Genomic DNA, 24,974 nt, shown 5'->3' with positions numbered 1-24,974 from the left:
CAGAAGACTCGCCCGACGCCCGCGAGCCGTGTTGACGACTCTAGACCAACAGGTCGCCGCAAAGATCGGGAAGGCGCAAACGGAAATGCTGGCTGGAACACCAGGAGTCTGGAAACTACATGCGGGCCACCTTCCGTGCGAGCGCCAGAAACCCGAACAGGTGGGGAGAGCGATTGTCGCGTCGATAGTTTAGCGAGAGTTTGGTGCCCGGATTGAATCCTTCAAAAGTCCGGTAGACGACACCGGTCCGCTCGTTGAGGGCCACCGACTGGGGAACGATGCACACACCCACGCCGACGGAGACGAGACTGATGGCAGTCAGAAAGTCCTGGGCCATCACCTGTGAAGCTGGGATGAAGCCGTTCCGCTTGCAGACGTCGAGAACGTAGTCCGCATAGCTTGGCCTCGGCCGGCGCGGAAAAAGCACGAACGTCGTTTCTCGCAGGTCTTCCAGTTTCATTGAACCTTGAGCGTCAGCGTATATGTCTGGCAGCGCAAGGACCAGCGGCTCCTCGATCAACGTCTCGGATTTCAGCTCCGGATCCTCGATCGCGGGACGCGCGACAGCAATGTCGATCTCCCGTTGGATCAGTGCGCGCTGCAGCTCGGCATTGTTCATGGCAGAGAGAGCCAGCTCGATGTCTGGATGGGCGAGTCGAAACGCCTTGATGATGTTGGGGAGGATACCGAACGTGGCAGTGCCGACGAAGGCGATCCGAAGACGGCCTGCAACCCCCTCGCCGATGCGCCTCACCTCGCGCTCCGTCTGGTCGACGCGCTCGAGTATCTCTCTTGCCCGTTCCTGAAGCAGCTCGCCGGCTTGGGTGAGCCTGATCTGGCTGCGGCTTCGATCAAACAGGGCCGCGCCGATCTCCTTTTCGAACTGAGCGATCTGGCGACTGAGCGGGGGCTGGGCAATGCCGAGCCGCGCGGATGCCCGGCCGAAATGCAGCTCTTCCGCCACCGCCAGAAAATAACTCAGCCGTTTGAAGTCCATTATCGTCCCTCAGATATGAGCCAGCTCCGCCCTGGAGTGCCTCATACGCTCCAGCGCCTCCTCAAAATAGGGTCGGAAAGCAGAAGGGTTCTCGCTCATCGGAAAATGTCCAAGATCCTTCATGATGGCAAGGGTGGCGCCGTCAATCGCTTCCGCCGTACGGCGGGCGTCCTCGGGTGTGCAGGTCAGGTCGTATTCTCCGCACATGATATGTACCGGCGTTTTTCTCGTGTCGATCATTCCCAGCCTGCCGGTGAGGCTGTCATCCTTCGTGTAGAAACTGAGATCGCCGCGGAACACACCCGGCCCCGATTGCATGAACATCCACTGGGTGTTCCAGCGTTCGACAGACGGCGCCTGGGGAGCAATATTGGCCGACACGAGGGCGGCGCCCATCTCTCCGCCGTGGGCGTCAGGACGATGGAACCAGTCGATGTCATACCAAGCGGGCTGGAAATCGGACGCCTCGATGGCGATGAACCCGGCAAAGCGATCGGGATGCAGCGCCGCCAGTTGCAGAGCGATCCGGCCTCCCATGGAGCACCCCGCGAGCAGTGGCTTCTCCAGCCCCAGCGCACTGCAAAACGAGAGCACTGTTTCAATGTAGGTTCCGGTGGTCAGCAGGTATTCCGCCGTCTCGAAGCCTTCCGGCGGGAGGGACTTGCCGTGCCAGGGCATGTCGAATGCCACGAAGCGGTGCGAACTGGTGAACGCCTCGTCGTTGAGAAGGAACCGCCATTGGCGGGTATCGGCTCCGGCGGTATGCAGGCAGACAACCGGGCGGCCCTGGCCGGCTTCCTCGAAGTAAACCCGCAATGGTGTGCCATTGACGGTCAGGCGGACATACCGGCCGGTGATCGGTTCGATGGACGATGTCATGGGCGTTCCTCCCGTCGGCCCAGTGCCATGAATTCCTTGAAATAGCGCAGGTTCTTCACGAGAGTCAGAATGTCTCCGTCGATGCGGCCGTGCCCATATTTCACGAGGCCGAAGATGTCATGGTACCCAGGCTCTGGCAGCGGGTGCCAGAATTTGTCCAGCGCCTCACCTTTGACCCTGAGCGCGAAGCGCCACGGCAGTTTCTTGCTCGGACCTTCCTTGATCTCAACCACGCGGCCCTTCTCGAAGGTGAGGTAGAATTCATCCCGGTCTATTTCGAGCAGCACGGTCTCATTGAACAGGCGTCCGAGGCGCAGGAGATGAGGGGTGGCGTTGAGCCTCTCCGCCATGTCTTCGAGTTTGAACCGATGGAGTGCGTACGGCATTTCCGGTGTCATTGGCTTCCTGCCTTGCGCGCCATGAAGCGTACCTTGTCTTCGTCGAGGGTCACGCCGAGGCCGGGACCAGTCGGCACATGGATCTCGAACTCCTCGAAGACCAGCGGCTCCGCGACCAGATCGTCCACGAGAATACGGGGACCGAAGTGCTCGCTTCCCCATTCGAGCTTGGGAAGCGTCGAAAACACAGCCATGTGCGCTGCTGCGCCGATGCTGCTTTCCAGCAGGCATCCGCCGTAAAGCTCGATGCCGAATGCCTGCGCGATGCCGGCCGCTCGCTTGAGCTCAAGGAGCCCGCCGCTTTTCACCAGCTTGAGGGAATAAACGCTTCCGCAGGCCTGCGAGGCGACGCTCGCCAGTTCCGTGTTGGTGAAGGCCGCCTCGTCGATGAGAAGCGGGATGCGGGTTCGGGAAGCGACGCGCGCCATGGCATCGCGTTGGGATGCCGGAACCGGTTGCTCGATCAGCGCCACGCCAAGTTCCTCGAGCGCCGGAAAGAGCCTGATGCACAGAGCTTCTGTCCACGCTTGATTGACATCGACGATCAGCCTCACGTCGTCGCCCAAGCCGCCGCGCAAGTGTTGCAGTCGCTTGACATCGGCATCCGGCGTGTTGAAGCCGAGTTTGATCTTGAAGTCCCTGTGCTGACGCAGACGTAGCTTCTCGCGTGCTTCTTCCAGTTCCTGCCCGGCATCGCCGGAGGCAAGCGCCCAGATCACGCCGATTCTGTCGCGGACCTGCCCGCCGAGCAATGCACTGGCGGGCAGGCCGAGCGTGCGTCCGACGGCATCGAACAGTGCCGACTCAACGGCCGCCTTCGCAGCGAAATTGCGCGTCGCCGCCTTTGACATGCGCACCGCATTGGCCTCGAACAGCATGGCATCCTGATCGGCGAGTGCGGGGGCGAGATAGTTTTCGATGACCGCCTGTATCGACTCCACGCTCTCCTCAGCCCAACGTGGCCCGCCGAGCGTGGATGCCTCGCCGATGCCCGTGACGCCGTTCTCAAGGCGAACCCGCACGAGGACGAATCCCTGGTGGGCAATCTCCGTATTCGAAAGCTTGTGCCGCCGAACGGTAGGAGCCTCGAGAATGGTCGCCACAATGGAGCGAACCCGTATGTCCCGGGCGTTGACCGCAGAGTGGTCCGGAATTGAGGATGGTTCAGCGCTGGCGAGGGGCATTTTCCTATTGCCTTTCGAGCTGATCCGCTGAGACATGTCTCGGCGGATCGATGCTTGAGTGCTTGTTTGGTGATTACTCGGCGGCGACAGCGATAGCGCCCGCAGCCGGCTTGAGCTTGAAATCGAATTCCATGACAAGGTCGGTATCCGCATCGGCTGCGGCCTTGTCCATCTTGCCGATGAGGCTTTCCTTGACTGCGAACACCGAGTCGTTGTCGAGATACTGGGTGTCAGCGTCATAGATCTGCGAGACGAGGCTTTGATAGCCATCCTTCTTGAGCATGAAGTGGATATGGCCTGGCCGCCACGGGTGGTGGCCCATATAGTTCAGCAGCTCTCCGGCGGCTCCATCATAGGGGATCGGATAAGGAACCGGCCGAATGCCGACGAATTCGTATTCGCCTCTTTCGTCGGTCAAGAAGCGGCCGCGAAGATTGTAGTCGGGCTGCTCAGGATCCTGCTGTTCATAGAGCCCGTTCGGAGCATCCTCCCAAACGTCGATCGTCACGCCCTCAACCGGACGCCCGGCGGTATCGCGCACGGTTCCGCGGACACGCACGGTCTCGGAGCCTTCGAAGCTCTTCTGAACAATGGAGGCGCCTTTCGGCAAAACCGGCGGGTTGTCTCGATAGAACGGCCCGAGGACAGTAGATTCGCTCTCACCATCCGTCACGGTGTGGTCGAGCATGTCGACCAGAACTTCGACGCCCAGGATGTCGGAAAGCAGAATGAACTCGTTGCGAGCATCATCAGAGATGTGTCCGGCGCGGACGAGGAATTGACAGACTTCAATCAGCTCCGCGTGGGTGATCTTCGCTTCGATGCAGAAGCCGTGGATGTGACGGATGAGGCTCTCAAGAATCTCACGGTTTCGGGCCGGGATATCCGAAGACAGCGCGGCGATTACAACATCCGAGATGTTTTGCTGGGTTACGTTTCGCATTTTCTCCTCCTTGCAAACTGTAAGTATGCGGTTCATCCTCACCACATAAACTCGGTCTCGACCTGCAGCAGGCCAGCCGTAGTCTTTCGCGTATTTTCCATGGCGCCGAATTTGCCTTTGAAGAAAAGCAGTGGTTCGTCGCCTCCGCTTCCCGCGAGCGACTGAACATGGCCCACGAAAATCGTGTGATCGCCGGCGAGGATTTCGTCGTGGACGATGGCCGAGAACGTGACGATCGCGCCGCGGATCACTGGAAGGTCATCGAGAGTGTCGAACAGATCATGCAGGTCAGCGTTTGGCTTGCCTGCGAAATGCCAGGCCACGGCGTCCATGCCGGACGCAAGAACGCTGAGGGCGAAGCGGCCCGATTTTTGGATCTTCTCCAGCATTCGAGCCTTCTCGGCGATTGAGATGGCAATCAGTGGCGGATCGAGAGAAATCGACATGAACGCGTTCGCGGTCATGCCGTGATCGTGGCCGTCGCAGTGGGTCGTGATGATGTTCACACCGGTCGCGAAGACACCACAGGCGTCGCGAAACGTGCGGGGATCAAGCAGTCGCATGGTGCCCTCCATTGTCGTTGGATCCTCGAAACGGCGGAAGCTCCGACCATCCTTCCAGTCGTTCCGCCTCCAGGAAGCGTCCTGCGGCCCTAAGGGCTCGAATCCGGGTGCTCGATACGACCTCTCCAGACTCGCAGCATACGGCCGGAAGGATGCGAGTATCGAAGTGGCTGGCGAGCAACGCTGGGTTTCCCTTCTTGCAGGAACCGAAGCGAAAATCCGAGCCGAGCCAAATGACCCGCGGCGAAATCCGACCGATTTCGCGAATGAAATCATTTGCTGTGCGGGCCCGATAGGACGCGTCGAAACGGGCGACGACGATGTGATCGGGGCCGAGGGCGCTTATCCGCTCGATTTTCTCATCGATCGAAGTGAGGGGGCGGGCACCGCACAGCAGAGCCTTGGGAGGTGGATCGAATGTGTAGACGACAGAGGGAACGCCGAGACATTGCGCATTTAGCACAGCCGACCGGATCAACGCCTGATGGCCGCCATGAACCCCGTCGAAGGCTCCGATCGTCAAGGCCGATCCGCAAAGCGTCAATTCTGCCCCATCTTGAATCTGCACATGAATGCGGGGTTGATGATCCATGGTCTCCTCCCATGTTCCCAGCCGTAGCGCCTTCGCCAGCGCCATCGATGAGTATATCTAGCGCCTGACGGCATGCTCTGCGATGCCTGAAGCGGTATCGCATGATACCTATCAATCGCTCCCTTTAAGCGCATAGTTCTCTCCCTCGGAAAGGGAAGGAGTGCCCTGTCGGATCAAAGCGCCGCACCGGCACGCAGCCCACCCGGCCAAAATGGAGGAGTGAACGACATGCACAATCTGGCTATCGCGTCCGAGGAGAACGCAAACTCGACCGACGCCTACACCGGTTCGGAGTTCCTGGAGAGCATTCAGGACGGCCGCGAGATCTACATCTATGGTGAGCGCGTCAAGAACGTCACCGAGCATCCGGCATTTCGGAATTCCGCGCGCATGGTGGCGCGCTGGTACGATCGCTTCCATGAAAAGAAGCAGCAAATCGGCGTGCTGACCGACACGGGGTCGGGCAAGTTGACGCATCCCTTCTTTCTCGGCTCCAAAACGAGCGAAGACCTCATCAAGTCACGAGACGCTATTGCCGAGCTGCAGAAGGTCTCCTACGGCTGGATGGGCCGGTCCCCGGACTACAAGGCCTCGTTCCTCGGAACGCTGGGTGCGAATTCCGACTTCTACGGCGAATACGCCCAGAATGCGCGTGCCTGGTACGCCCGTACGCAGGAACGGCTCGACTATTGGAATCACGCTATCGTCAATCCGCCGATCGACCGTGACCGCCCGATCGAGGAGGTTCGCGACGTCTTCATGCATGTAGAGAAGGAAACGGACAAGGGGCTCATCGTCTCGGGAGCCAAGGTTGTCGCGACCGGCTCGGCCCTCACGCACTACAATTTCATCGCCCACTACGGCATCCCGATCAAGGACAAGTCCTTCGCGCTGATCTTTACCGCGCCGATGGACTCGCCAGGTATCAAGCTCATTGCCCGCTCGTCATACGAGTTCAACGCGGCCGCGACCGGATCGCCGTTTGACTACCCGCTTTCGAGCCGTATGGACGAGAACGACTCCATCCTCGTCTTCGACAAAGTCCTGGTGCCCTGGGAGAACATCTTCATCTATGGAGACGTCGACAAGATCAACCAGTTCTTCCCGGCATCGGGCTTCGTCCCGCGCTTCACGCTGCATGGCCTTACGCGTCTGTCGGTGAAGCTCGACTTCATCGCAGGCCTCTTCTCTATGGCTGTCGAAGCAACGGGTTCGAAGGATTTTCGCGGCGTGCAGGCCGGCGTCGGCGAGGTCATCGCGTGGCGCAACACATTTCATGCACTGGGTGATGCGATGGTGAAGTCGCCCGTTCCGTGGCAGGGAACCGAAGGCTACAACCTGCCGAACCTCAATGCCGGTCTTGCCTATCGCGTGCTGGCGCCGATGGCGTATCCGCGCATCAAGGAGTTGATCGAGCGTCACGTCGCGAGCGGCCTCATCTATCTGCCGTCGAGTGCTGCTGATTTCGAAAGTGAGGCTATCCGCCCTTACCTCGACCGCTTCGTCCGTGGGTCGAACGGCTATGCCGCGCTCGACCGCGTCAAGCTCCTGAAGCTTCTATGGGATGCCATTGGCACGGAGTTCGGCGGTCGCCATGAGCTCTATGAGCGCAATTACGCTGGCAACTATGAAAACCTCAGGATCGAGACCTTAGGGGCGGCGACGGTAACCGGCGATCTCGAGTCCATGCAGTCCTTGGTGAAAGACTGCATGAGCGAATATGACCTGTCCGGATGGACGGGTTCTGATTTGATAAATCCGGATGACATTAGCCTGGTCGGCCGGGGTACAGTCCAGGCTGCCTAGTGGTTCCATGGCAAGCTTGGTTCGGCTTCGCCTTACCGCAGCTCCAAATACTTGTCGCATGCCTCCAACCCTTGAGAACTGGGTTGGAGGCATGGGGATTTTGAGGCCGACCAGATCAAGGAAGCGGTCGACACGGCACTGTAAACTTATCGGCCGACGGTTAAGATAAGGCCACCCGGTCAGGGATCACGCCACCTGAAGATGGGCGATCTCGCTCCACATCCGCATCGCGGCCTCTCGCAGCTCGCGATAATGATGAGATGGAATGTCGTGGCGGGGGGTTCGGAAGAGGTTGGCGATCGGGTCGTGGATCGAAACGAAGCGCCGAAGCTGTCGGGCTGACTTGAAGCGCTTCATGATCTTTTCCCTCCGTCGCATCGGCTGATGGGAGTTTTCTGCTCGGTTGTTGAGGCCTTTGTGCGAGCGATGTTCGACGCCGGGCATGACCTGGCGCTTCGCAGCACCGTAGGAGCGGAGCTTATCGGTGATCATGACGCGGGGCGAACGGCCTTGCCCTTTCAGAAGCTTGCGCATCAACCGCTTTGCAGCCCTGGTATCGCGGCGACTTTGGACCAGAACATCGAGGACGAAGCCATCCTGATCCACGGCGCGCCAGAGCCAGTGTTTCTTCCCCCCAATGGTGATGACGACCTCGTCGAGGTACCATTTGTCACCGAGCCGACCGGCTGATCGCCTCCGGATATCATTGGCGAACTGCCTGCCGAATTTCTCCGCCCACAATCTCACAGTCTGGTGAGACACGATGACGCCACGGGCTGCCAGCATATCCTCGACCATGCGCAGGCTGAGCGGAAACCGGAAATAGAGCCATACCGCATGGGCAATCACTTCTGCCGGAAATCGATGGCGACGATAAAGAGGATCTCGGGCAAGTCTGGTCATGCAGCCAGATCCCATATTTTCACCAATGCCCGCTTAACGTTACGATGCCCTTCAGACATCTCATAGGAAAGCTCACGCACATCGAAGATCGATGGTACGTACGGGCGTTCTCGCTAGCGGCCAAAGCCTCATGGGCACTGTATGCGTTTCTCCTGGTTACCATCGGCCAAGCAATCGTGACTGCCTATTCCGACGGCGGGTTGAAGGTGCCTGCCGATGGCAAGCCCACAGTGTCCGCACCCGCTCGCGCCGACTAACAGCCCTCAATAGTGCCACCAATTTGGCATTGTGGAGCGGCTTGGTTGCCGCGTACACCTACTTCAACACTCCGGCAATTAGAACCGAGCTAGCCGATTCTGCTAGCTGTACAGTAGGGCTTATCTTGAACGCGCCAAAAACGTGAACTCGACTCCGTAGAGCGACGCTGGAGCGCCTCACGGGTGACCGCAGCGCAGCGGCGGCTATTCCACTTGCGGTCCTGAAAGCTGCCATTCCGCTCTCGGCCCGATATAAGCCATTCCCGAGGGCAAGTAGTTGCCCCTATACTGAAATTCAGCGCGAACTTATCGGCCAAATAACGGGGTCGACGGTTCGAGTCCTTTCAAGGCGGCCAATCTAATCAGCGGCAGGACGGACGTCCGCGGACACTATGGGTGGGATTGGTCAGCCTGGCCGATTAGCCGCTGTGCCGTGAATTTGTCTGTCACCAGCGTGTCGATCACGCCCACTCGCAACGCGCCGGCGATTGCCGCGCTCTTCTTCGCGCCCCCGGCCAATGCAATAACGCGGTCGACGCCGTGGAGGTCTTCGAGCGGAAGGCCGATGACCCGGTCGTCGAGCGGGGTTTTCACAGACTTTCCGTCTTTGTCGAAAAAGCGAAGCGAGATGTCGCCAACGGCGCCGGCCTCGGCGAGATCGGCTAGCTCGCGTGACGAGAAGATGTTTCCGGATCGGCTGAGCAGCTCCGATGGTTCGACTGCGCCAATACCGACGATCGCCAGCGTAATGCTGCCAAACAGGTCCATCGTCTCGCGAACGAAGGGATCGGCTTGCATGAGGAGCTTCGCCTCGCGCGAGGAGGTCACGCCTTGAACAGGAAGAAGTTTGGGCTCGGCGCCCGTTAGGCGGGCCAAACGCGTCGTCAACTGCGTCGCGTGCGTCTGGACGGAAGGGTCGCCCATCCCGCCGAGCGTCTGCACGACGTATTTTGCCCGAGCGCTCTTCTGCGGATGGATGTTTTCGACCATCTTGAAGATCGTCTGGCTCCAGCTCGAGACGCCGATGATTTCTCCGGGGGACAGCGTCAATTCGAGCAGATGGGCTGCCGCCTCGCCGATGCGCGCCATGATCGCGCCATCGCGATCTTCCGTGCATTCGACGACGATTGCTTCCGGCAGGCCGTATTTTTCGCGTAGCCCGCTCTCGAGTTCGCTATAAGTCCCGACCGGAGGGATGACGCTCGTGCGCACGATGTCTTCGGCCTCCGCCCGTTTCAGCATTCGTGAGACGGTCGCTTGCGACAGTCTCAGATGCTGGGCGATTTCCGCCTGTCGTCGCCCCTCGATGTGATACATCTGGGCCACTCTCGAAATCAGGCGGAGTTCGTTGAGGCGGGACATGGGCAATTCCGGCTTGAATGTTTATTCACACTTAGCCGGTGTCGGGCGCGCCGTCGAGCGCGCGAGCGCATCATTCCACGTATTCAATAAACCGGCACGGTCCCGAGCCTCAGGAGTGATTGCCCGAACGGCCCGGGGAAGGGACGCGATTGTGTCGAGATCCTTCCACAGACCCAACGAGAGCCCGGCAAGATAAGCGGCACCAAGCGCCGATGCCTCCGGCGCTTCGCACTGGATGACGGCATGCTCGATAAGGTTTGAGACGCTTTGCATCAGGAAGCGGTTCTGGCTTGGCCCGCCGTCGACGTAGAGCGCGCCGAGCTCGCCTCCGCTTTGGGCGCGCATCGCGGCGATCACGTCATGCACTTGGCAGGCGATCGAGTCCGTCACGGCGCGCGCCATCTGCGCTTTCGTCGTGGAAAAGTTGATCTGCGAAAAAAGAGCCCGCGCCTCCGAGTTCCAATAGGGTGCTCCGAGGCCGACGAAAGCCGGGACGAAGCCTGGGCCGCCCGGTTCTGCGGTTGCGGCGAGTTCGACCAATGCCGCAACGTCGGCGAGCCCGAGGATCTCCGCCATCCACGGCAGGCTGGCGGCGGAAACGAGGATATTGCCTTCGAAAGCGAAGGTTGGCGTTCCGCCGATCCGCCAGGCAACGGTCGTCGTGATGCCGTTGCGCGGTGCGATAAATGCGGGCAGCGTCTTCATGACGGAAGACCCGGTACCGAAGGTCACCTTTCCGTCGCCCGGTTTAAAGGCGCCGTGGCCGAAAAGCGCCGCATGACTATCACCGATAGCGGCGCGGATCGGCGTGCCATCGGCAATGCCGGGCAGCCCTTGCGTGGATCCGAAATCGGCTGAACTGTCGAGCACCTCGGGTAGGAGCCCGACATCGATGCCGAAGATCTCGCCGAGTTCCTCGCTCCATTTCTGATGTTTGAGGTCAAACAACTGGCTACGCGCGGCGTTGGACGCATCGCAGACATGCCGGCTGCCACCGCTCAGGCAATGAATGAGCCAGCTGTCGATGGTCCCAAGCCTAAGCCGCCGGCCGGCTGGAGCACGGTCGAGAAGCCAGCGAAACTTCGCGCCAGGAAACATCGGATCGAGCGGCAAGCCGGTCAGCGCTTCCACACGCGATAGATGGCCCTCGCCTATCAGGCGTTCGCAATCGCTAGCGGTTCGCCGGCACTGCCAGCTGAGCACCGGGCCGAGCGCATCGCCGGTTTCGGCGTCCCAGACGGTGACGGATTCGCGTTGATTGGAGATAGCGACCGCCTCGACGGTGACTTCGCCGGCCTTCGTCAGGCAGGCCTCGATCGCTTCGCAGACGGAAGCGAAAATTCTGCGTGGATCTTGCTCCACCCAGCCCGGCTGCGGATAGGAAATTCCAACCGCGGCCGAGCCTCTGGCAAGGATCTCTCCAGCTTCGGAAACCAATACGGCCTTGGAATTGGTGGTACCCTGGTCGATTGCCAGAATTGCCCGCATCGTCGTCTCCTCACATATAGGGCCGGGGCGGATGCGCGCCCCGGCTTATATAATCTGCTACTAGATTATTTGCGCTTGAGCAGCGCGCCTGCGGCATCGGCAATTGCTATAGGCGCCATGCCGAATTCGTCGAGGAGGAATTCGGCCGAGCCCGTCGGGGCGTAGATACCGGGAACGCCGAGGCGCTTCATCGGCACGGGTGCATTGTCGACGACGACTTCGGCTACGGCCGAGCCGAGACCGCCGAAGATCGAATGCTCTTCGGCCGTCACGATTGCGCCCGTCTCGTTGGCTGCAGCTATGATTGCCGCCTCGTCGATCGGGCGGACAGTTGCCATGTTCAGGACGCGAGCCTGGATTCCGCGCTCGGCCAGGATCTCGGCGGCCTTCATCATCCGGTGAGTCAGCGTGCCGTTGGCAATCAGCGTGACATCGGAGCCTTCGCGCAGCAGGTTCGCCTTGCCGACTTCGAACTTGTGACCTTCGGGCAGCAGATCCGGAACGCCGACCCGTGACAGGCGCAGGAAACAGGGACCGTTGTAGCTTGCGGCCCATTCGACGGCGGTGGCCGTCTCGATGCGATCGCAGGGGGCGATCACCGGAAGGTTCGGCAGCACGCGGGTCCAGGCGAAATCCTCGATTGAATGATGGGTCGGCCCGAGTTCGCCGTAAGCCAAGCCCGAGGAGATGCCGACGAGCTTGACGTTGGCATTGGAGTAGGAAATGTCGGCCTTGATCTGTTCCAGCGAGCGGCCGGTCAGAAATGGCGAGGCACCGCAGACATAGGGCAGCCGCCCGCCGTTTGCGAGGCCGGCGCTAACGCCGACCATGTTCTGCTCCGCGATGCCGACGTTGACGAGGCGTTCGGGAAACTTGGACTTGAAACCTCCAAGCTTGGAGGAGCCGACGGAGTCGTTGCAGACGGCGACGATCGTTTCGTTTTCGGCCGCCAGGCGTTCAAGCGTCGTGGCGAAGGCATCGCGGCAGTCGTGAAGCTTCGGTGTGTTTAAGGGCGCGTTCATCAAATTGCCTCCGACAGTTCTGCCAATGCGATTTCATATTGTTCCTTGCTCGGAACCTTGTGGTGCCAGTCGACTGTGTCCTGCATGAACGAGATGCCGTGCCCCTTGTTCGTGTGGGCGACGATGCAATGCGGGCGCGATCCGCGGCGCTCGAGCGCGGGAACGACTTCAGCCATAGAGTTGCCATCAATCTCGGTGACGTCCCAGCCGAAAGCCTCGAGCTTTGGGCGTAGAGGGGCGATATCGTTCGTGTCGGAGAGGGACGCGCCCTGCTGGAAACGATTGTGATCGACGACAAGCGTGAGATTGTCGAGGCCGAACTGGGCGGCCGCCATGATCGCTTCCCAGTTCGAACCTTCCTGCATCTCGCCGTCGCCGGTGATGACATAGGTGTGGTAGCGCGCACCTGATAGCTTTGCGGCTTTGGCCATCCCGACAGCGACAGGCAGCCCGTGTCCGAGCGGCCCCGTATTGGTCTCAACGCCGGGAACCTTGTTGCAGTTGGGGTGGCCGTTCAGCCGCGAATGCGGCTTGAGGAAGGACGAGATTTCCTCTTCCGGGATGAAGCCGCGCTTTGCCAGCACGACATAGAGCGCGCAGGCCGTATGACCCTTGGAAAGGACGAAGCGATCGCGATCGGGGTTCTTCGGATTATCCGGCCAAACCCGCAGCACTCGAAAATAGAGTGCTGCCAGAAGATCGATCACCGACATTTCTCCGCCGATATGACCGGCGCCGGCTTCGTAGACGGCCTGTAGGTCGCGCACACGGATCTGTCGAGCAACGCGCTCAAGGTCGGTAATCTCCATGATATTCCCTCATAGTGCATAATTATTCAGATAATGATATTTTTGCACAGCGATCGGTTTAGTCAAGCCCCATTGCGGCGTTTCAATAATTGATGCGGCTGGAGAACGGTAGTTGACAGACTTTCGTCAAGTTGTTACGAATTTTCCACCATGCTTGAATATTTATTCTTATATGAACAAATATCAAGGTAACGTCGCAATTGCAGGAGGAACGATGGTGGCGGTAGATATCCAAGACCGGGCTCATTCGTCTGGGACATGGCGCAGCAAGCTCACTGGAGCCACGGGGCCGCTTGTCGGCCTTTTTCTTCTTTGCCTGTTCCTGACATTCACCACCGACGCATTCCTGTCGCTGCGCAATGGCTTGAACATTCTCGACCAGATCACCGTGCTCGGCATCATGGCCGTCGGCATGACCTTCGTGATCTTGATCGGCGGGATCGACCTGTCGGTCGGGTCGGTTCTTGCGCTTTCGATGATGGTGATGGGCTGGACGGCCAATACCGCCGGCCTGCCGCTCGGCGCCGGTATCGCACTCGGATTGCTGGCCTCGGCGACCAGCGGGCTCATCGTCGGTCTGGTCATCACGCTCTTCCGGGTGCCCGCCTTTATCGCGACACTTGCGATGATGTCGGCGGCGCGCGGTGTTGCCAACATGATCACCGACGGGCAGCAGATCGTCGGCTTTCCAGACTGGTTCATGATGCTGGCGATCGACCGCCATTTCGGTGTGTTGACGGCAACTGTTTTTCTGATGCTCGCCGTTGCGCTCATCGCCTGGCTGTTTCTACATTTCCGGTCGGAAGGCCGCATGCTTTATGCCGTGGGCGGCAATCCCGAGGTTGCGCGCCTTGCCGGCATAAACGTGCAGATCGTCACGATTCTCGTCTATGTACTGAGCGCGATTCTCGCGGGCCTCGCCGGCATCGTCCTTGCGGCTCGCCTCGACTCCGCGCAGCCGTCCAGCGGTTTCGGCTATGAACTGGACACGATCGCTGCTGTGGTCATTGGCGGGACGTCGCTCTCGGGCGGCACCGGCGGCATTGGCGGCACGCTGATTGGCGTTCTCATCATCGGTGTCCTTCGCAACGGCCTGAACCTGCTCAACGTCTCCCCATTCCTGCAACAGGTCGTCATCGGCATCGTCATCGTTCTGGCGGTCGGCGCAGAGACAATTCGCAGACGTCGGGCTGCTTGAGATTTCGGCCCGGGAGCCGTGCGGGCCAAGCATATTCCTCTCCGAAAGGTTGGAGCGGACTACGACCCGATGGGGAGGTACCCAGGGGTTCATCAAAATGGAGGAAAGAAAATGAAACTTGCGCGTATTCTTTTGACCTCGGCCGCCGTTCTGGCCGTCTCGCTCGGCTCGGTTCAGGCCAAGGAAGCTAAGAAGATCGGTCTCGCCGTCGCCAACCTGCAGGCAAACTTCTTCAATCAGATCAAGCAGGCCGTTGAGGCCGAAGCCAAGGCGCGCGGCATTCAGGTTGTAACGGTCGATGCGAAGGGCGATGGCCCGACCCAGATCAACCAGGTACAGGACCTTCTGACGCAGAAGATCGACGCCCTCATCTACATTCCGGCAGGTGCGGCAGCCGCAACCGTCCCGGTGAAGCTCGCCAAGCAGGCAGGCATCCCGGTTGTCAACGTGGACCGCAACGCTGACGGCGCGCCGGGCGACACCTTCCTTGCAACGGACTCGGTTGCATCCGCGAAGGCCGTTTGCGACTACATCCTCAAGGAAGCTGGCGGCAAGGGCAAGATGGTCATCATCCATGGCCAGAAGGGCACGACGCCCGAGCTCGACCGCTCAAAGGGATGCGCGGATTCGCTGAAGGCCAATCCGGACGTGAAGGTCGTCGCCGAACAGTATTCCAACAACTGGTTCCAGGACGAGGGCTTCCAGATCATGCAGAACATGCTGCAGGCCAATCCGGACATCTCCATCGTCTTCGCACAGGCCGACGCTCTGGCGCTCGGCGCCGCCCAGGCAATCAAGGTCGGCAATCCCTCCCAGAAAATCGTCGTCGGCGGGTTTGACGGCGACACCGCGGCGCTCGAAGCGCTGAGCAAGGGCGTGTTCGACGTGACGGCTACGCAGCAGACGCAGAAGATGGGCCGCGATGCGGTCGCAAATGCCGTTAAGCTCGTTGCCGGCGAAAAGGTGCCGCCGGTACAGCTTCTCGACGCGACCCTGACGACCAAGGAAAACGTGGCTGGCTTTATCGCCAACCACCCGTGATCAGTCGATATCCAGAGGAGGTAGTGTCGTGACCGAGCCGGTTCTTTCCCTCAGGGGCATATCCAAGCGCTACGGAGTGCTTCAGGTTCTCAAAAACGTGGACCTGGACGTATATCCCGGCGAAGTGGTTGCGCTTCTCGGAGAAAACGGCGCCGGCAAATCGACGCTATCGGGCATCATTGCTGGATCGCGGACACCCTCCGAGGGCACGATGACCTGGCTGGGGCAGCCCTATGCCCCGGCCACCCCACGCGAGGCGATCGACAAGGGTTTGGTGCTGATCCACCAGGAACTCCAGCTTCTGCCGCATCTTTCGATCGCCGAGAACGTCTTCATCGGCCGCTGGCCGATGAAGAATGGCGTGGTCGATCGCAAGGAGATGGTTCGCCGTGCTCAGGAACAGCTCGCCCGGCTCAACCTGCACATTCCGGCGACGCGCAAGGTCGCGGGCCTGTCGACCGCCAACCAGCAGCTCATCGAGATCGCCAAGGCTCTCGCGCTAAACGCGAAGCTGCTGATCCTCGATGAGCCGACAGCGGCCCTTGGCGGGGCCGAGACGGAAGCTCTCTTTGAGCAGGTGCGCAAGCTTCGCGCCGAGGGCGTCGGCATCATCTACATTTCGCACCGCATGGAAGAGATCAAGAAGATCACCGACCGTATCGTTGTTTTGCGTGACGGCGAGCGGGTTCACGAATTTGCCGACAGCTCGACGCAGGTGCGTACGATCGTCGAAAGCATGGTTGGGCGCTCTCTCGATCGTTTATTCCCAATACTTCCAGTACCGACCGACCGGCCGGTGCTTCAGGTTTCCGGCCTATCGTCGCCGGAAAAGTCCTTCCGTGACGTCAGCTTCGACGTTCATGCGGGTGAGATCCTTGGCATCGCCGGTCTCGTCGGCGCCGGACGCACCGAGCTCGTGCGGGCGATATCAGGTGCCGATCCCGTCAGTTCCGGCACGATCAGGCTGGAGGGCGAAGCCCTGAAGCTGCGCAGTCCTGCAGACGCGATTGCCCGCGGCATCGTCATGGTCCCCGAAGACCGCAAGGAACAAGGCCTCGTCGTTTCGCACAGGATCGGCGAAAACATTATCTACGCCAATCTCGACAAGCTGGGCGGGCGGTGGATTACGTCCGCAGTCAAGCGTGCCTTCGCCGATAAAGCGGTCGCCAAGTTTGGCGTCAAGGGTCGCGCCGAGCAGTTTGCCTCGGATCTGTCCGGCGGCAACCAGCAGAAGGTCGTCATCGCCAAGTGGCTGATGCGCGATCCCAAGGTTGTCGTACTGGATGAGCCGACGCGCGGCATCGACGTCGGCGCTCGCGCCGGTATCTACGACATCATCGTCAACCTCGCTAAACAGGGCGTTGCGGTCATCGTCGTCAGCTCGGACCTCGAGGAGATCCTCGGCGTTTCGAACCGCATCCTCGTTTTGGCGCAGGGCAAACAGGCGGGCATTTTGAACCGGGACGAGGCCAACGACGTCTCCGTCATGGAACTGGCGACAATCTAAACAAGACAGAAAGGAAGAGCGGTGTCGGACGTCACTCTCAATGCACCGAAACTATTCGATCTCGGCGGCCAGGTGGCTATCGTTACCGGCGCCGGCAGCGGTATCGGCCAACGTATCGCCATCGGCCTTGCGCAATGCGGCGCCGACGTCGCACTTCTCGATCGTAGCAGCGATGACGGCTTAGCGACAACCGCAGGCCACATCAGAGCTGCCGGCCGTCGCTCGATCGAAATTGCCGCTGATGTCACGAACAAGGGATCGCTCGCCAATGCGGTGGCCCGAACCGAAGCTGAGCTCGGACCTCTTTCGCTGGCTGTGAACGCGGCGGGCATCGCCAACGCAAACCCGGCCGAGGAAATGGACGAAGACCAATATCAGGCGTTGATGGACGTCAACCTAAAGGGCATCTTCCTGTCTTGCCAGGCAGAAGCGCGCGCCATGCTGAAGAATGGCCGCGGCTCGATCGTCAACATCGCCTCCATGTCCGGCGTCATCGTCAACCGGGGGCTCAGCCAGGCGCATTACAATGCGTCCAAGGCAGGTGTGATCCACCTGTCGAAGTCGTTTGCCATGGAGTGGGTCGACCGCGGCATCCGCGTCAACACCATATCGCCCGGCTATACGGCAACGCCGATGAATACGCGGCCTGAAATGATTCATCAGACGAAGCTCTTCGAAGAGCAGACTCCGATGCAGCGCATGGCATCCGTCAATGAAATGGTCGGTCCGGCAGTCTTCTTGTTGTCCGAGGCCGCAAGCTTCGTGACGGGCGTCGACCTGCTCGTCGACGGCGGCTTCTGCTGCTGGTGATGCCATGCGAAAGCTGATTGCGGGCAATTGGAAAATGAACGGTCTCGTTTCCTCCCTGGCAGAGATCGAGGCGCTGAAGGGGCTAACGGGTAGTGCGGCCTGCGATATCGTCGTCTGCCCGCCCTTTACGCTGATTGACCGCGCTGTTCGGCAGGCCGTTGGCTCGCCCCTTTCGGTCGGAGCGCAGGATTGCCACGCGCAGGCGAACGGAGCCTTCACTGGCGATGTTTCTGCCGAAATGCTCGCCGACAGCGGCGCGCGCTACATTATCCTCGGGCATTCCGAGCGTCGTGTCTCTCACGGCGAGGATGACGAGATTGTGCTTGCAAAGGTAAGAGCCGCCCATCGCGCTGGTCTGACGACCATCGTCTGCATCGGCGAGACGCGCCACGAGCGCGACGAAGGGCGGGCAATCGAAGTGGTAAACGAGCAATTGGCGGGGTCCGTCCCGGGTGAAACCGACAGCCGCAACCTCGTCATCGCCTACGAACCCGTCTGGGCGATCGGGACCGGTCTGGTGCCGACGCATGAACAGATCGAAGAGGTCCATGCCACCATTCGCAAGGGGCTCGAGCAGCGTTTCGGACACGATGGCCGTGCCGTGAGGATCCTCTATGGCGGCTCCGTCAAAGGCGTCAATGCTGCGGCGATTTTCGGATTGCGCAATGTGGATGGCGCTCTGGTCGGCGGCGCCTCATTGAATGCGTCGGACTTCGCCGAGATTGTTCTGGCAGCCACGTGAATTTGAGCGGGCACTCCGGTTGAGGAGCGCGTACAGCCGCATCCTAGAAGGAAAAGAGAATGCAACGCTTCGAAAACAAGACGGTGGTCATAACCGGCGCAAGCCGTGGCATCGGTGCCGCGATTGCCAAACGCTTTGCCCGCGAGGGCGCGAACCTCGTTGTCTTTGCCAACGAAGACAGCGTTCATGCAGTTGCCGAGCAGATCAAGGCAGACGGCGGCAAGGCGATCTCCTTCCTCGGCGACGTTACCGACAAGTCAAGCGTCATCGCGCTCTATGACGCGGCGGAACAGGCCTTTGGCACAGTAGACGTTTCCATCCAGAACGCCGGTGTCATCACCATCGCCAAGATCGAGGACATGACCGAAGGGGAGTGGGACAAGGTAATGGCCGTCAACACGAAGGGCGTATTTCTCTGCGCCCAGGAAGCGATCGCCCGGATGCGCAAGCATGGCCGCGGTGGCCGCATCATCAATACAGCGTCCGGGCAGGCTCGCGACGGCTTCATCTATACGCCGCACTATGCCGCTTCAAAAATGGGCGTCGTCGGCATCACCCAGAGCCTCGCCAAGGAAGTTGCCACGCAGAAAATCACTGTCAACGCTTTCTGCCCAGGCATTATCGAAACCGACATGTGGGCCTATAACGACCAGGCTTGGGGCAAGCTGCTCGGCAACTATGGCCCTGGCGAACTGATGAAAGAATGGGTCGAAGGCATTCCGATGAAGCGCGCAGGCTCCGGCGAAGACGTGGCCGGCCTCGTGACCTTCCTTGCGAGCGACGATGCTGCCTATATTACCGGCCAGACCATTAACGTCGACGGCGGACTGATCATGTCGTAATTCACTATTCCAGAACGGTGTGTTCGATCGCATCGCAAGGTTCGGAAGTTGGAAGGTGGCGTGGCCCTCTTGCAAAGATGAGGTCCGGTCCCTTATGTTAGATTTGTTCTCAGGGCGGGGTGCAATTCCCCACCGGCGGTATCGGGGAAACCCGGAGCCCGCGAGCGCTTCCGCGAATGGAAGGTCAGCAGATCCGGTGAGAGGCCGGGGCCGACGGTATAGTCCGGATGGAAGAGAGCATGCAGCGGGCGTCGCGGGTTGCGACGTTCTTACGCCTGTTCGCCCAAGGGATATTTGTGGCCGTCATTGGTCATGCGGCCGCTAAAGCGGTTAACCCTTGAAAGGCATTGAAATGGCAATTTCCCGAATTGAAGATGCGATCGCCGCGATCGGCCGTGGTGAAATCGTGGTTGTAGTCGATGACCGCGACAGAGAAAATGAAGGGGATCTGTTCGTCGCATCGGAATTGATCACGCCGGAGGCCATCGCGTTCATGATGAATCATGCGCGCGGTCTGATCTGCGTGCCGATGGAAGGCGAGCGGCTGGACGAACTCGACATTCCCTTGATGGTGCCTAACAACACGGAGATGCTGAAGACCGCCTTCACCGTTTCGGTCGACTATATCCCGGAGACGACAACGGGCATCTCGGCGGCTGACCGCGCTGCGACCGTCCGCGCCTTGGTGACGGAGGGTGCGCGTCCTGAGGACTTCGCCCGACCCGGCCATATCTTCCCGTTGCGCGCTCATCCCGAAGGTGTACTCGGAAGGCCGGGGCACACTGAGGCTGCTGTCGATCTTGCCCGGCTTGCTGGCCTTTCCGCGTCCGGAGTCATCTGCGAGGTCGCTAAAGACGATGGTACCATGGCGCGCCTTCCCGACCTTGAAGTGTTCGCCGAGCGGCATGGCCTCCATCTTATCACCATTGAGGATCTGATCGCTTACCGTGATCGCGATGCAGAGACGAAGATCAGGGCAGCGTAAAGTCTCAAACAGTCGCCGGCGGTGGCAACGCAGCGCTACTGCAATCCGGTGCGCTCTGCCTCTTATGCGCTTAAGCGCGGTGCCAATAAAGCGATCGTGAACTGGTTGATTATCTCGACCTGGCGCAGCCGGCCCGAGCGGCGCAACGCGTCGCCGATTTTGGTATAAAAGTCCGGGTAGTGACGGAGGCGTGCGTCTCGGCTGTCGAAGAAGGCAGACTTTAAATCGTTGGCAGCTGGGTATGGCGCGCGTAATGGCGGGGAGTAACTGCGCGCCGGCCAGCTCACGCAGTTACTCAGGCCTTACCGGCTCGATCCGGCCGAAGTATGCGCTGTCTTCCCGGAAAGACCGAGACCGTCTGCAAAGATGCGGAAGGGCTTCGGTCGCAAAACGCTTATCACTGGCGGCGATTCCGGGATGGTCCGCGCGGCAAGAACGCTCTGCTTTGTTTGTGCCGAGGTTGGTCAGGCGCACCGCTATCGCAAACCCTTCCATGGCAACGAGAATGCCGGCTGGCGTTCAGTGGACAAATTCAACAACTACGCCCGCCTTAACCATCCCTGCGAGCACTTCTACATCCCAGTTTGTCAGGCGGACGCATCTATAAGAGCCGACCTTGCCGATGAGTTCTGGATCCGACCTTCCATGAATCCCATAGGTGGGTTCTGTCGGCACCGTAACATTAACCGCGAAGCGATGAAGATGTGGGATCTGTCGGCATGACCAGATCTGCACGTGATCCTCTCTATCGTCGCCACCGATTTCCAGCGGAAGTGATCGCCCATGCCGTATGGCTCTATTTCCGGTTTCCGCTCAGCGTGCGCAGGGTCGAGGATATGCTGGCAGCTCGAGGTATCATCGTCTCTCACCAGACTGTGAGATTATGGGCGGAGAAATTCGGCAGGTAGTTCGCCAATGATATCCGGAGGCGATCAGCCGGTCGGCTCGGTGACAAATGGTACCTCGACGAGGTCGTCATCACCATTGGGGGAAGAAACGCTGGTTGTGGCGCGCCGTCGATCACCATGACTTCGTCCTCGATGTTCTGGTCCAAAGCCGCCGCGATGCCAGGGCTGCCAAGCGGTTGATGCGCAAGCTTCTGAAAGGGCAAGGATCTGTCGTTTGCCACTTAACCGGGTTCTTCCTCAATTTCTGTGGTTAACAGAGTGTTAGCGCCACGACTGCTATCTGCGGGGATGCGAACGCAATCGAAATGGTCACCCGGCCCAGGGGTCAAAATTCTGGGTATCACGCTTCATGATGAAGAAAACTGGGTTGTTTCGGCTGCTGCGAAACCGGTCGGCATCTGCCCAGATTGCGGAACACGAAGCCGACACAGGCACGGCTGGCACAACCGCCGCCTCCAGGACTTGCCTGTTCAAGGTCAAGTGGTGAGAATCAAACTCGCTCTGAACCGATGGCAGTGTCGACACAGGAAATGCGGGCGACGAACCTTCACCGACAGATTGCCCGGGATTGTTGCACCCTATATGCGACGAACTGGGCGGATGGCGGAGATTGTCGGCTTGATTGGCCACAGACTAGGTGGTCGTCCAGGAGAGAACTTGATGCATCGGCTCGGCATGCCGGTCAGCGACGACACGATCTTGCGGCAGTTGAAGCGCGGTAATCCGGCATCCATACAAAAAGACACTATTCGGGTCGTGGGCATTGATGATTGGAGCTGGCGGCATTCCTCGCGATACGGGACGATCATGGTCGATCTTGAGCGTCATTCGGTCGTCGATGTTCTGGAGGACCGCAGCGTCGAGAGCGCAAAATCTTGGTTGCGAGAGCGTCCGACGATCGAGGTCGTGAGCCGAGATCGCTGCGGCTTGTATGCACAGGTAGCCCGAGAGGGGGCGCCCCAAGCCCGCCAGGTGGCTGATCGTTTTCATCTGGTTCAAAATCTCAGGGAGGCAATCAAGGAGCAGATCAGCGTTTATGGTCACGCCCATATTAGGCCGATACTCTCCGAAGATGCTATCGCCAGCGCCAGGTCACAACAGCGCCGTGCCCGCTTGGCGCACAGGCAATCTCGTCAGGAAATTTTCGACACGCTTCAAGCTTTGCGCCAGCAGGGCCTCACCTACAGCGAGATTGCAAGGCGGACCGGATACGAGCGCCGCAGCATCGCGAATTGGCTTACTTCCAATGCACCTCGTGACAGAAACCGGGCAGCGTTGAATTCGACATCGCCATTGTATTTTGAAACATTCCTGGCTGAGTGCTGGAAGAATGGAAACCGGGTTGGGCGCCATCTGTTTTACGACATCAAGAACCGCGGCTATACCGGCAGCCGCTCCAATCTGGAGCGGCTGTTGAAGGTTTGGCGTGAAGTCGAAAACATTCAACCCGACGAGCCGACTCCGGAAATGGATGTTTCAGAACCCGTCCGCGATCCCGATACGGGCCATATGATCTCGTCCGTAGTGGCTGCAGCTTTGTGCATAAAACCGCGCGGCATGCTGACAGATCGTCAGGCCAGAAAGGTCAATGCCTTGAAGCAGGGCTCTCGAGCATTCGCCATAATGCGTGGCTTGGCCATGCGCTTCAACGGCATATTGCGCAGCAGGAGTTCGCAAGCACTGGATGAATGGATCGACGATGCCGTCGACACCGAGCTCACGGCAATCATGCGTTTCGCCAGCATTTTGCGCCGGGATATTGATGCCGTCAAAAATGCAATCGAACTCCCTTGGAGCAACGGGCAAGCCGAAGGGCAGATCAACCGCCTCAAGATGCTGAAGCGAGCAATGTACGGTCGCGCCGGTCCAGAGCTGATGAGGGCGAGAATGCTGCCGCTGAATCACAGAAATTGAGGAAGAGCCAAATTAAATGGAAAGTGACATCCGAAACGGACGCCAAAATTCCGGATTGGGCGAAGTTGAAATCCGAGTTGGACGTATGTAAATTCCGACTTGAACCCACCCTGAAGCCCGGAAGACTTTGATCGCAGCCGCGCAGCTTATCAGGGCGATAGCTCCTTGGCTCGTGCGTTGATCTTCTCGCAGGCGTCCCGGACCGGATCGCGCACTGGCACTAGCGGGGAAACGCCGAGCAGGATAAGTGCTTTAAGATGCATCCAGCCGCCCCCAAGCACCGGCGCATAGGATGTCATCACGGTGCGTTCTTCGCCATAGAGACGCGTGTACTCGGCAAAATTGGCGAAGTTCTCGTGATTGCTATCCTTTAGACAAAAAGTCTCGGCAGCAGCACCCTCGGCAAGGATGACTTCATGCGTATCGAGCATCACGGCATAGTACTCAATCGGCATGCCGTCGGCTGGGATGACAGGTGCGATAGTCGTGCCGTTCACAAGTTCCTTCACACGGATAAAAACGCCGTCCAGAAACAGCGCATGGCCGGGCGACAGGTACAGATCGGAATGTGGTGTGTGGCCATCCAGCGCGTAACGGGAAACTCGGATCGGGATGACGTCCTTGTGCCAGCGTGCGCCGCTCTTCTTGAAGACTTGGCGTCCGATCCATTTGATCGGGCGGGCGCTTCCGTCCGGAAGGGTCACGCAATCATTGATGCGTAGATCTTCTACGGGCTTTTCACCGCGATCGGTGAGGATCGCCGTACCACGCAGAAAGCAGTTCGCACCGCCGCCATAGCCTCCACCGGGACCACTGCCGTGAGAGTCTCCGTGTCCGTCAGCGTCGCCCCGCCCCCAAAGACGCCCCATCGCACTCGCGGGAGAGGTAGAAATTGCTATCGCTAAGGCTGCTATGCCAGAAAGCCCGGCACCGGCCGCTGCGGCAACACCTAAAAAATGTCTGCGTGCAGCATTACGCGGCTGCGTCGGATTTTTCCCGGAGGACATGGTCGTCTCCTTTTCCAAAAGGAATAGCTGCAAATGATACGACAGGTTGCTTTTTATTCAACTTCACCGAACAGCGCTGGCTCTCCCTCAAAAGGAGTAGGCATATCGCTCTCGAAGACGAAGCCGGCAATACGTCCTCAAACGAGCACCCGACGTTTCTTCCTTGCCGAGCCGCATGCGCACTCGGCGCCACAGCGGGCAACCTTCCGCCTTCTCTCCTCCGTGATCCTTGGAGAGATAGAACGACTTGACAGCTTCCAAGAGATCGGAGGCGCCTGCGGCCGCGGTCGACCATCTTTTTGTGGTGTTTTTCAGTGTCGCCTCGATGTAACACGGCAAGATCGTCCTTCGACGCGAATTATTTTTAGAACCGCTACGCGTGAGATTCCTTCAAGAGCTTAGCCAAATGATGATAGAGGCCATTGCCTTTTTGAACCGTATTCCTTTCCCCTTACCTCGGAGACTGCTTGGCCAAAAACACGCTACGCGCTCTGACCCAAAAGGCCGAACGCGGCTGCGCTCGATGATTAGACGTTAGTTTCGCCCATTCGATGTCTTCGCTAGCATCTCACTCAGCGTCGCCGCCGAGAGCATGGCTTCGGCCAGAAGCTTCTTGAGCTTCTGGTTCTCTTCCTCCAGTGCTCTCAATCTTTTGGTATCGAGACCGGTATTTCCGGACTGCAGGGATTGCCATCGATAGAAGGTCGGTTCGCTGATGCCGTGCTTGTGGCAAACATCCGCCACCGTCACCCCTGCCTGGTGCTCCTTCAGAATGCCGGTAATCTGGTCGTCGTTGAATTTTCTCTTGCCCATCACC

23 protein-coding genes, 2 pseudogenes and 1 riboswitch are annotated in these 24,974 nt (G+C 59.5%); of the genes and pseudogenes, 10 read left to right on the top strand and 15 right to left on the bottom strand.

Annotated elements, in window-relative coordinates; genetic code table 11:
- Positions 1-115 precede the first annotated feature (115 nt).
- The 7 genes from FHX05_RS27450 to FHX05_RS27420 form a co-directional block, all read right to left on the bottom strand.
- Positions 116-997: a LysR family transcriptional regulator gene (locus FHX05_RS27450; protein WP_112610918.1), complete on the bottom strand. Its 882-nt coding sequence runs from the start codon at positions 995-997 to the stop codon at positions 116-118.
- A 9-nt stretch (positions 998-1,006) separates the two neighbouring features.
- Positions 1,007-1,876: an alpha/beta hydrolase gene (locus tag FHX05_RS27445; RefSeq protein ID WP_183875823.1), complete on the bottom strand. Its 870-nt coding sequence runs from the start codon at positions 1,874-1,876 to the stop codon at positions 1,007-1,009.
- The gene (locus tag FHX05_RS27440; protein ID WP_029616264.1) at positions 1,873-2,274 is read right to left on the bottom strand and encodes a hypothetical protein; all 402 of its coding nucleotides are present in this window, start codon (positions 2,272-2,274) and stop codon (positions 1,873-1,875) included. Before FHX05_RS27440 ends, FHX05_RS27445 begins: the two co-directional genes overlap by 4 nt.
- Entirely contained in the window at positions 2,271-3,458 is a 1,188-nt protein-coding gene (locus tag FHX05_RS27435; protein WP_183875821.1) for a muconate/chloromuconate family cycloisomerase, read from the bottom strand. The genes FHX05_RS27440 and FHX05_RS27435 overlap by 4 nt, the downstream gene beginning before the upstream one ends.
- Positions 3,459-3,531: 73 nt before the next feature.
- Positions 3,532-4,401 carry a dioxygenase gene (locus tag FHX05_RS27430; RefSeq protein ID WP_183875819.1) on the bottom strand — a complete coding sequence of 290 codons (870 nt, stop codon included), beginning with the start codon at positions 4,399-4,401 and terminating at the stop codon, positions 3,532-3,534.
- A gap of 38 nt (positions 4,402-4,439) precedes the next feature.
- Positions 4,440-4,976, bottom strand: a complete 537-nt coding sequence (locus FHX05_RS27425; RefSeq protein ID WP_246699124.1) for a flavin reductase family protein — start codon at positions 4,974-4,976, stop codon at positions 4,440-4,442.
- A complete protein-coding gene (locus tag FHX05_RS27420) occupies positions 4,951-5,556 on the bottom strand; it encodes an FAD synthetase family protein (protein WP_210295007.1) in 606 nt (201 codons plus the stop codon). Before FHX05_RS27420 ends, FHX05_RS27425 begins: the two co-directional genes overlap by 26 nt.
- A 228-nt stretch (positions 5,557-5,784) precedes the next feature.
- Between FHX05_RS27420 and FHX05_RS27415 the strand changes: the two genes are divergently transcribed.
- The gene (locus tag FHX05_RS27415) at positions 5,785-7,362 is read left to right on the top strand and encodes a 4-hydroxyphenylacetate 3-hydroxylase N-terminal domain-containing protein (RefSeq protein WP_112610908.1); all 1,578 of its coding nucleotides are present in this window, start codon (positions 5,785-5,787) and stop codon (positions 7,360-7,362) included.
- Positions 7,363-7,548: 186 nt separating this feature from the next.
- Here the strand turns inward: FHX05_RS27415 and FHX05_RS27410 are convergent, their stop codons facing one another.
- From FHX05_RS27410 to FHX05_RS27390, 5 genes are all read right to left on the bottom strand, one after another.
- Positions 7,549-8,265: an IS6 family transposase gene (locus FHX05_RS27410; protein WP_183875817.1), complete on the bottom strand. Its 717-nt coding sequence runs from the start codon at positions 8,263-8,265 to the stop codon at positions 7,549-7,551.
- Between the two features lie 647 nt (positions 8,266-8,912).
- A complete protein-coding gene (locus FHX05_RS27405; protein ID WP_112609667.1) occupies positions 8,913-9,884 on the bottom strand; it encodes a sugar-binding transcriptional regulator in 972 nt (323 codons plus the stop codon).
- Between the two features lie 21 nt (positions 9,885-9,905).
- Positions 9,906-11,372, bottom strand: a complete 1,467-nt coding sequence (locus tag FHX05_RS27400) for an FGGY-family carbohydrate kinase (RefSeq protein ID WP_183875815.1) — start codon at positions 11,370-11,372, stop codon at positions 9,906-9,908.
- Positions 11,373-11,437: 65 nt separating this feature from the next.
- Positions 11,438-12,394: a transketolase family protein gene (locus FHX05_RS27395; RefSeq protein ID WP_183875813.1), complete on the bottom strand. Its 957-nt coding sequence runs from the start codon at positions 12,392-12,394 to the stop codon at positions 11,438-11,440.
- Positions 12,394-13,203: a transketolase gene (locus FHX05_RS27390; protein ID WP_112609673.1), complete on the bottom strand. Its 810-nt coding sequence runs from the start codon at positions 13,201-13,203 to the stop codon at positions 12,394-12,396. The genes FHX05_RS27395 and FHX05_RS27390 overlap by 1 nt, the downstream gene beginning before the upstream one ends.
- A gap of 214 nt (positions 13,204-13,417) precedes the next feature.
- Between FHX05_RS27390 and FHX05_RS27385 the strand changes: the two genes are divergently transcribed.
- From FHX05_RS27385 to ribB, 7 genes are all read left to right on the top strand, one after another.
- Positions 13,418-14,401, top strand: coding sequence for an ABC transporter permease (locus FHX05_RS27385; protein ID WP_112609675.1), 984 nt, complete (start codon positions 13,418-13,420; stop codon positions 14,399-14,401).
- A 111-nt stretch (positions 14,402-14,512) separates the two neighbouring features.
- The gene (locus FHX05_RS27380; RefSeq protein WP_112413065.1) at positions 14,513-15,442 is read left to right on the top strand and encodes a sugar ABC transporter substrate-binding protein; all 930 of its coding nucleotides are present in this window, start codon (positions 14,513-14,515) and stop codon (positions 15,440-15,442) included.
- A 28-nt stretch (positions 15,443-15,470) separates the two neighbouring features.
- Positions 15,471-16,949, top strand: coding sequence for a sugar ABC transporter ATP-binding protein (locus FHX05_RS27375; RefSeq protein ID WP_183875811.1), 1,479 nt, complete (start codon positions 15,471-15,473; stop codon positions 16,947-16,949).
- Between the two features lie 21 nt (positions 16,950-16,970).
- Positions 16,971-17,759 (top strand): SDR family oxidoreductase, encoded by a 789-nt coding sequence (locus FHX05_RS27370; RefSeq protein WP_183875809.1) that lies wholly within the window; start codon positions 16,971-16,973, stop codon positions 17,757-17,759.
- Between the two features lie 4 nt (positions 17,760-17,763).
- Complete coding sequence (tpiA, locus tag FHX05_RS27365; RefSeq protein WP_183875807.1) at positions 17,764-18,501, top strand: triose-phosphate isomerase; 738 nt, start codon at positions 17,764-17,766, stop codon at positions 18,499-18,501.
- A gap of 59 nt (positions 18,502-18,560) precedes the next feature.
- Positions 18,561-19,343 carry a glucose 1-dehydrogenase gene (locus FHX05_RS27360; protein WP_183875805.1) on the top strand — a complete coding sequence of 261 codons (783 nt, stop codon included), beginning with the start codon at positions 18,561-18,563 and terminating at the stop codon, positions 19,341-19,343.
- 101 nt (positions 19,344-19,444) lie between these two features.
- A riboswitch (FMN riboswitch) is annotated at positions 19,445-19,586 on the top strand.
- A 109-nt stretch (positions 19,587-19,695) separates the two neighbouring features.
- Positions 19,696-20,328 (top strand): 3,4-dihydroxy-2-butanone-4-phosphate synthase, encoded by a 633-nt coding sequence (ribB, locus tag FHX05_RS27355; RefSeq protein ID WP_183875803.1) that lies wholly within the window; start codon positions 19,696-19,698, stop codon positions 20,326-20,328.
- Positions 20,329-20,847: 519 nt separating this feature from the next.
- Here ribB and FHX05_RS30890 read toward each other — a convergent pair.
- Positions 20,848-21,015, bottom strand: a pseudogene (locus FHX05_RS30890) (L,D-transpeptidase family protein); the annotation flags it as partial.
- A gap of 32 nt (positions 21,016-21,047) precedes the next feature.
- Between FHX05_RS30890 and FHX05_RS27340 the strand changes: the two are divergent.
- Both FHX05_RS27340 and FHX05_RS27335 read left to right on the top strand, forming a co-directional pair.
- Positions 21,048-21,442: pseudogene (locus tag FHX05_RS27340) on the top strand (IS6 family transposase); the annotation flags it as partial.
- Between the two features lie 82 nt (positions 21,443-21,524).
- Positions 21,525-23,150, top strand: coding sequence for an ISL3 family transposase (locus FHX05_RS27335; protein WP_246699123.1), 1,626 nt, complete (start codon positions 21,525-21,527; stop codon positions 23,148-23,150).
- A gap of 149 nt (positions 23,151-23,299) precedes the next feature.
- On the opposite strand, the gene FHX05_RS27330 is transcribed toward FHX05_RS27335, so the two are convergent.
- Together FHX05_RS27330 and FHX05_RS27325 are read right to left on the bottom strand one after the other, a co-directional pair.
- Positions 23,300-24,157 carry a Hint domain-containing protein gene (locus FHX05_RS27330; RefSeq protein WP_183875801.1) on the bottom strand — a complete coding sequence of 286 codons (858 nt, stop codon included), beginning with the start codon at positions 24,155-24,157 and terminating at the stop codon, positions 23,300-23,302.
- 534 nt (positions 24,158-24,691) lie between these two features.
- Positions 24,692-24,970, bottom strand: a complete 279-nt coding sequence (locus FHX05_RS27325; protein WP_183875799.1) for a transposase — start codon at positions 24,968-24,970, stop codon at positions 24,692-24,694.
- Between the last annotated feature and the right edge of the window lie 4 nt (positions 24,971-24,974).

The organism is Rhizobium sp. BK491, assembly GCF_014194925.1.
Lineage (GTDB): Bacteria > Pseudomonadota > Alphaproteobacteria > Rhizobiales > Rhizobiaceae > Rhizobium.
This window is presented reverse-complemented; position numbering and strand designations above follow the sequence as displayed.